6 protein-coding genes are annotated in these 6,058 nt (G+C 64.4%); 4 read left to right on the top strand and 2 right to left on the bottom strand.

The window, feature by feature from the left end; genetic code table 11:
* Window positions 1-348: 348 nt before the first annotated feature.
* Complete coding sequence (gene rpsU, locus B7X49_RS17890; protein WP_007421557.1) at window positions 349-552, bottom strand: 30S ribosomal protein S21; 204 nt, start codon at window positions 550-552, stop codon at window positions 349-351.
* Window positions 553-755: 203 nt separating this feature from the next.
* Here rpsU and def point away from each other — a divergent pair, with 203 nt between their 5' ends.
* Together def and B7X49_RS17880 are read left to right on the top strand one after the other, a co-directional pair.
* Window positions 756-1,316 (top strand): peptide deformylase, encoded by a 561-nt coding sequence (gene def / locus B7X49_RS17885; protein WP_286840477.1) that lies wholly within the window; start codon window positions 756-758, stop codon window positions 1,314-1,316.
* Window positions 1,317-1,344: 28 nt separating this feature from the next.
* On the top strand, window positions 1,345-1,998 hold the full coding sequence (locus B7X49_RS17880; protein WP_286840475.1) for a COQ9 family protein: 654 nt from the start codon (window positions 1,345-1,347) through the stop codon (window positions 1,996-1,998).
* A 229-nt stretch (window positions 1,999-2,227) separates the two neighbouring features.
* Here B7X49_RS17880 and B7X49_RS17875 read toward each other — a convergent pair whose 3' ends face one another.
* Window positions 2,228-3,424 carry a UbiH/UbiF/VisC/COQ6 family ubiquinone biosynthesis hydroxylase gene (locus B7X49_RS17875; protein WP_286840474.1) on the bottom strand — a complete coding sequence of 399 codons (1,197 nt, stop codon included), beginning with the start codon at window positions 3,422-3,424 and terminating at the stop codon, window positions 2,228-2,230.
* A gap of 295 nt (window positions 3,425-3,719) precedes the next feature.
* Here B7X49_RS17875 and B7X49_RS17870 point away from each other — a divergent pair, with 295 nt between their 5' ends.
* Entirely contained in the window at window positions 3,720-5,075 is a 1,356-nt protein-coding gene (locus B7X49_RS17870; protein ID WP_286840472.1) for an ammonium transporter, read from the top strand.
* A gap of 144 nt (window positions 5,076-5,219) precedes the next feature.
* On the top strand, window positions 5,220-6,058 hold an 839-nt coding region (locus B7X49_RS17865; RefSeq protein WP_286840469.1), incomplete at its 3' end, for a DNA translocase FtsK 4TM domain-containing protein.

Here is a 6,058-nt window from a genome sequence, read left to right as displayed (position 1 = left end):
TACTCAGCAAAACTCCGCTGCATCCAGGGGAATCCTCTCTGTCAAACCCAATGAATCATACCGAAAACGTATCGTAAAGGGTTTTTCAGAGTTTCCTTAAAGGCGGAGCCTTTAAAATCCATTCGTTTTAGGCAAGGGGAGGGCGACACAGGCCAGATCGGCTTAACCACCGAGCCAGCGCCCTCCCCTTGCCTAAAACTAGCGGGTTCTAAGGGCTGAGCCCTTAGCGGGGTCCAGGGGCAGAGCCCCTGGCCTTCTTGACTTAACCCATCCCACCCCATCACCCGCGCACGACAAAAAGCGCGGCGTTGCGGCCGCGCTTCGTCGAACCCAGCAATCAGTCGTAGATCAGAAGCCTTCGCGTTCGATCCGCTTGCGCTCCATCTTGCGGGCGCGGCGCACGGCTTCGGCGGCTTCACGAGCGCGACGCTCGGACGGTTTCTCGTAATGGCGGCGCAACTTCATTTCGCGGAACACGCCTTCACGCTGAAGCTTCTTTTTCAGCGCCTTCAGCGCCTGATCGACATTGTTGTCACGAACGAGAACTTGCACTTGGCCCGACACTCCGTTGCTGGTGAAGTAGAAAAAGGGTGATAGACGATTGATAAAAAACAAGAAAAAGCCGCGCCATGGCAAGCGCAGATGCGCAGCGGTATACCAAAAATCCCAGCTTTGCCAACCTCAACGCCTCGAAATTCAGCCGATTTCGCGCAGGGCCAGTTTGCGAAACGCGCCAACTGCGCCATTTGTGCATCATGGCGATCCTCAAACTGGCCCGCATGGGCCACCCCGTTCTGCTCACCCGCGCCGATCCGGTGGCCGACCCCACCGCGCCGGAAATCCGCCGCCTGCTCGCCGATATGATCGAAACCCTCGACGATGCCGGCGGCGTCGGCCTCGCCGCACCGCAGGTTCACGTGCCCCTCCGCCTGTTCATCTATAAAGTGCCGGAACGCCGGGTCTCAACCATCGAAGGCGATGAGCCCCGCGGCCTCAGCGCCGTCATCAACCCCCAACTCACCCTGCTCGACGGCGATCCGATCGAAGATTGGGAAGGCTGCCTCTCCATTCCCGGCATGACCGCGCTGATCCCCCGCGCCGCGCGCCTCATCCTCACCGGCACCGATGCCAGCGGTGCCAAATTCACCCGCCAAGCCGCCGGCTTCCACGCCCGCGTCATCCAGCACGAGGCCGACCATCTCGACGGCATCCTCTACCCCACCCGCATGACCGACCTGCGCATGATCGGCTTTACCGACGAAATCACCAAATTCCGCGAGGATATCCTGGCGGTCCACCACAATCCCACACTTTGAACCCGACCCAGCCCCGGAGATCGAACCGATGAACCCGTGCGACACCATGCTGGCGGACGACGAAGCGATCATCCGCGCCCTGCTGAACGAAGTGCCGTTCGACGGCTGGACCCGCACCGCCCTGCGCCGCGCCCTCGCCGCCTGCAACCGCGACCCCGACGATGCCGCCTTCCTCTTCCCCGGCGGCGCCGCCGACATGATCGAAGCCTGGGCCTGCCTCGCCGATCGCGACATGGAGGCCGCAGCCCTCGCCGCCGACCTCGCCGCCTACCGCACCCCCGCCCGCGTCCGCGCCATCATCTCGCTCCGCTTCGAACAAAACCGCCCGCACCGCGAAGCCATCAGCCGCGCCATCGCCGTGCTCGCCCTGCCCTATAACGCCAAACGCGCCGCCACCATCACCGCCCGCACCGTCGATGCCATCTGGCACGCCGCTGGCGATCGCTCCGCCGACTTCGCCTGGTACACCAAACGCGCCCTGCTCGCCGGCGTCTATACCAGCACCCTGCTGTTCTGGCTGCGCGATCTGTCCGAGTCCGATGAAGATACCATCGCCTTCCTCGACCGCCGCCTCGATAACGTCGCCACCATCGGCAAAACCCGCAAAGCCATCACCGAAAAACGCCCCAAACTCCGCATTCCCGTGCCCGGGTTCATGCGGACATGGGCGGAGCGGGGGTGAGAGTGAGGTTAGGGAAGCAAGATCAGGGGGCTTTGCCCCCCGAACCCCCCACTAAGGGCGGAGCCCTTAGAACCCGCTAGTTTTAGGCAAGGGGAGGGCGCTGCCTCGGTGGTTCAGTCGATCTGGCCTGGGTCGCCCTCCCCTTGCCTAAAACTAATGGATTTTAAAGGCTCCGCCTTTAACGGGGTCCAGGGGCAGAGCCCCTGGCCTTACTTCCTTGAACCCAATCTCACCCCCGCCCACCCAATCCCATGGCCGTGCGCATGAAGGCGTGTTTGAGCCGTGGCATGCGGTTGACGGCGGCGAGGCCGAGGTCGCGGGCGAGGCGGATGGGGGGTGAGTTGGTGGAGAACAGTCGGTCGAGTGTATCGGTGGCGGCGAGCATCATCAGGTTATCGGGGCGGCGGGCTTGTTGGTAGCGGGCGAGCAGTGCGGGTGATCCGGGGTCATCGGTGGTGGCGAGCAGGCGGGTGAGGGCGATTGCGTCGCGCAGGCCGAGGTTGAGGCCTTGTCCGGCGATCGGGTGGATGCCGTGGGCGGAGTCACCCACCAGGGCGAGGCGGGTGGCGAAGTAGCGGTGGGCGTGCAGTGCGGAGAGTGGGTAGGTCCAGCGTTTGCCGACCAGGTGGATATTGCCGAGGTGGCTGCCCAGGCGGCGGGCGACTTCGGTGGTGAAGCGGGCGTCGTCCATGCTGGCGAGGCGTTGGGCGATGGCGTGGGATTCGGTGAACACGATGGCGGAGATATGGGCATTGTCGGCATCGCTCATCGGCAATTGCGCGAAGGGGCCGCCGGGCAGGAAGTGTTCGAGGGCGACGTTGCCGTGTGGCCGTTCGTGGCTGATGGCGCAGACGACGGCGCTTTGGCGGTAGGCGAAGCGGGTGACGGCGATGCCGGCTTCGGCGCGCAGGCTGCTCATTTTCCCATCGGCCGCGATCACAAGGCGGGCGCGATAGGTGCCGGCACCGCTGACCGCGATTGTCGCATGATCGTCGTGCCGGGTGACGTGTGCCGTGGCGGGGGCGTGCAGAACGATGTTGGACTCCGCGAGGCGTCGATTGATCGCCATGCGCAGGGCGCGGGCTTCGACGATCCAGCCGAACGGGTCATTGCCGACGTCGCGATGGTCGAAGTGCAGGAACATGGGTGAGGCGGGCTGGCCGGGTTTGCCGTCGGAGACCCGGATTTGTTCGATCGGGCAGGGGGCGAAGGGCAGGGCGTCCCACAATCCGGCGTCATCGAGCAGCGTGCGCGATCCGGCGGCGATGGCGTAGGCCCGGCCGTCGAAATCCGGATGTTCCATCGGCGGCAGGGCAGCGCGGTCGACCAGCAGGACCGAGCGTCCCGTGTCGGCAAGCGCGAGGGCGAGGGCGGCACCGACCGGCCCGGCGCCGATGATGGCGATATCGACTTGATTCTTCGTCATTCCCCGTATGTCGCACGTCTTGCGCAACGTGCAAGTTCCAAGACTGACCGCACGGTCTCGTGATAACCGCCGACATTGCGGCGCGATTGCCGGTTGATTGACCAGTAATCTGCTTAATTCGTGATCAATGTCGCGTCCGATGTAAAAATTGGATGAAGCTTTCGTAAGCGCCGGGTCCGCATGAAATGTTTGGCATGAATTCTGCATGGTATTGCATGAACGGCGCCTGGGCGTCGTCGTGCGGCTGCGTCCGTGGCCGTTAATGATCGCTGGGAAGCATGGAGACGAATAGACAATGGCACTGATACCCTCCCCCGCCTGGCTCGATACCGGAGACAACGCCTGGCAGATGACGTCGGGCGTGTTGGTCGGTCTGATGAGCATTCCGGGCCTTGCCGCGCTGTATGGCGGCGTGGTCAAGAAAAAATGGGCGATCAATTCCGCCTTCATGGTGTTCTATGCCTTCGCCGCCGTCCTCATCGTGTGGGTGCTCTGGGCCTACAACATGAGTTTCGGGCCGCATTGGCTGCATGTCGGCAAGGATTACTTCCTCGGCATTCCACACCCAACCACCTCGGCCGCCGATCTGGAAAAGCAGGCGATCATTCCGGATGCCGCAGGCGGCATGCCGCCGCTGGCCTTCCCGATGTCCACCATGGTCTGGTTCCAGTTCGTCTTCGCCGCCATCACGGTGATCATTCTGGCCGGCGCGGTGCTCGGCCGCATGAGCTTCAAGGCCTGGATGATTTTCGTGCCGCTGTGGATGACCTTCATCTACACGATCGGCGCCTTCTCGCTCTGGGGCGGCGGCTGGCTGGGTCAGTTGGGCGTGGTCGATTATTCGGGTGGTTACGTCATTCACTTGACCGCGGCCGCTTCGGGCTACACGGCGGCGGCGGTGATCGGTCCGCGTCTGGCGCGCGATCGTGAAAGCTTCCACCCGAACTCGCTGCTGATCACCCTGATCGGCGCGGGCCTGCTCTGGCTCGGCTGGTCCGGCTTCAACGGCGGTGACCCGTATTTCGCGAACATGGATGCCTCGGCCGCGGTGCTGAACACCAACGTCGCAACCGCCGCCGCCCTGCTGACCTGGCTCGCCCTCGATGTCATGTCGTTCGGCCTGCCTTCAGTGCTCGGTGCGGTCAACGGCATGATCTGCGGCCTGGTCGCGATTACGCCGGCAGCCGGCTACATCAACGGCACCGAGGCCATCGTGCTCGGCATCGTCGCCTCGCTAGTGCCCTGGTTCACCTGGAACAAGCTCGGCAAAATGGCGTTCATGCGCAAGGTCGATGACACGTTGGGCGTCATTCACACCCACGGTGTCGCCGCGCTGATCGGCGGCATCGGCACCGGTATCCTCGCGAACCCGCACATGATCGAGTATATCGGCACGCAAAAGGACAGCAACGTCAACGTGACAGGCTGGCTCTATGGCAATTTCCATCAGGTCCTGCTGCAAATCTATGGTGCCGCCTACATCATCGTCATCAACGTGATCGGCACTTTCATCCTGCTCAAGCTGATCGGGTTGGTGGTGCCGCTGCGGATGGACGAAGAAATGCTGAAAATGGGCGATGAAGCCGCGCATGGCGAAGAAGCCTACGCGATCTACGCCGATGGCCAGAAAGTCCCGGTGATGGGCGACTGATCCGCCCTTCCGCCTCACCATAACGCCAACGGCCGGGTGCTCCCAAGCATCCGGCCGTTTTGTTTTGTCGAATCATAAGGATTCGGGTTATACTTGATGTCGTTCGCACACGTCCGATCTGCATAGCCGGAGCCTGATTGCCCGATGTCCGCCACCACCGACTCCCGACGCTTCCTGTCCCCGGCGCTGAAAGCGCGCTTTGCCCGGCATCTGGCCGAGATCGCCGCCTTGCTCGCGGTGCTCGCCGGGCTGATCGTGCTGGTCTCCCTGGCCTCCTACCACGTGGCCGATCCCTCGTTCGATACCGCATCGAGCCTACCGGCCCAGAACCTCGCCGGCAGTTTCGGCGCCACCCTGGCCGATGTGCTGCTGCAAGGCTTCGGCATCGCCGGCGCGCTGCCCGGCCTGGTCCTGCTCGCCTGGGCGTTCCTGCTGGTCAATCACGGCCGCGTCTCGCGCTGGCGCCTGCGCGTGCTCACCACGCTGCTCGCCATGCCCGCCCTCGCCACCGCCTTCGGTGCCGCGCTGGCGATTGATCCGGCACTCGCCACCCATTGGCCGGTGCCCGCCGGGCTCGGTGGCGTCGCCGGGGCGTTGCTCGGCGGAATCGGCACCGCGGTCGGCCATTCGATGCTCGGCGTCATCGGGCGCGGCCTCGTCCTCGGCCTCGCCACCGTGATCGGCCTTGCCTGCGCGCTCTACGGCTTCGGCCTCAGTCCGGGCGAATGGCGCGCCGCCGGCCGCCGCGCCAAGGACGCCGCCATGGTGTCCGCCCGCCATAGCGGCCGTGCCGTGCGCGGCGCGCGCAGCGGTGCCCTGGGCGGCATGGGGGCGGTGTCATCCTGGCTCGCCCCGGTCCTCAGCACCCCGCCGATGCTCGATCCGTTCGAGGCCGATGACGAAACCGGCCTCCGCCTGCCCCACCACAACGATGCCATCACCACACATCCCACCCCCGCCGCCATCACCGCCCCCACGCGCCT

This window comes from Acidiphilium sp. 34-64-41 (genome assembly GCF_002282635.1).
GTDB classification, from domain to species: Bacteria; Pseudomonadota; Alphaproteobacteria; order Acetobacterales; family Acetobacteraceae; genus Acidiphilium; species Acidiphilium rubrum.
Note: the sequence above shows the minus strand (reverse complement) of the source record. Positions and strands in the feature narration are given on the sequence as shown.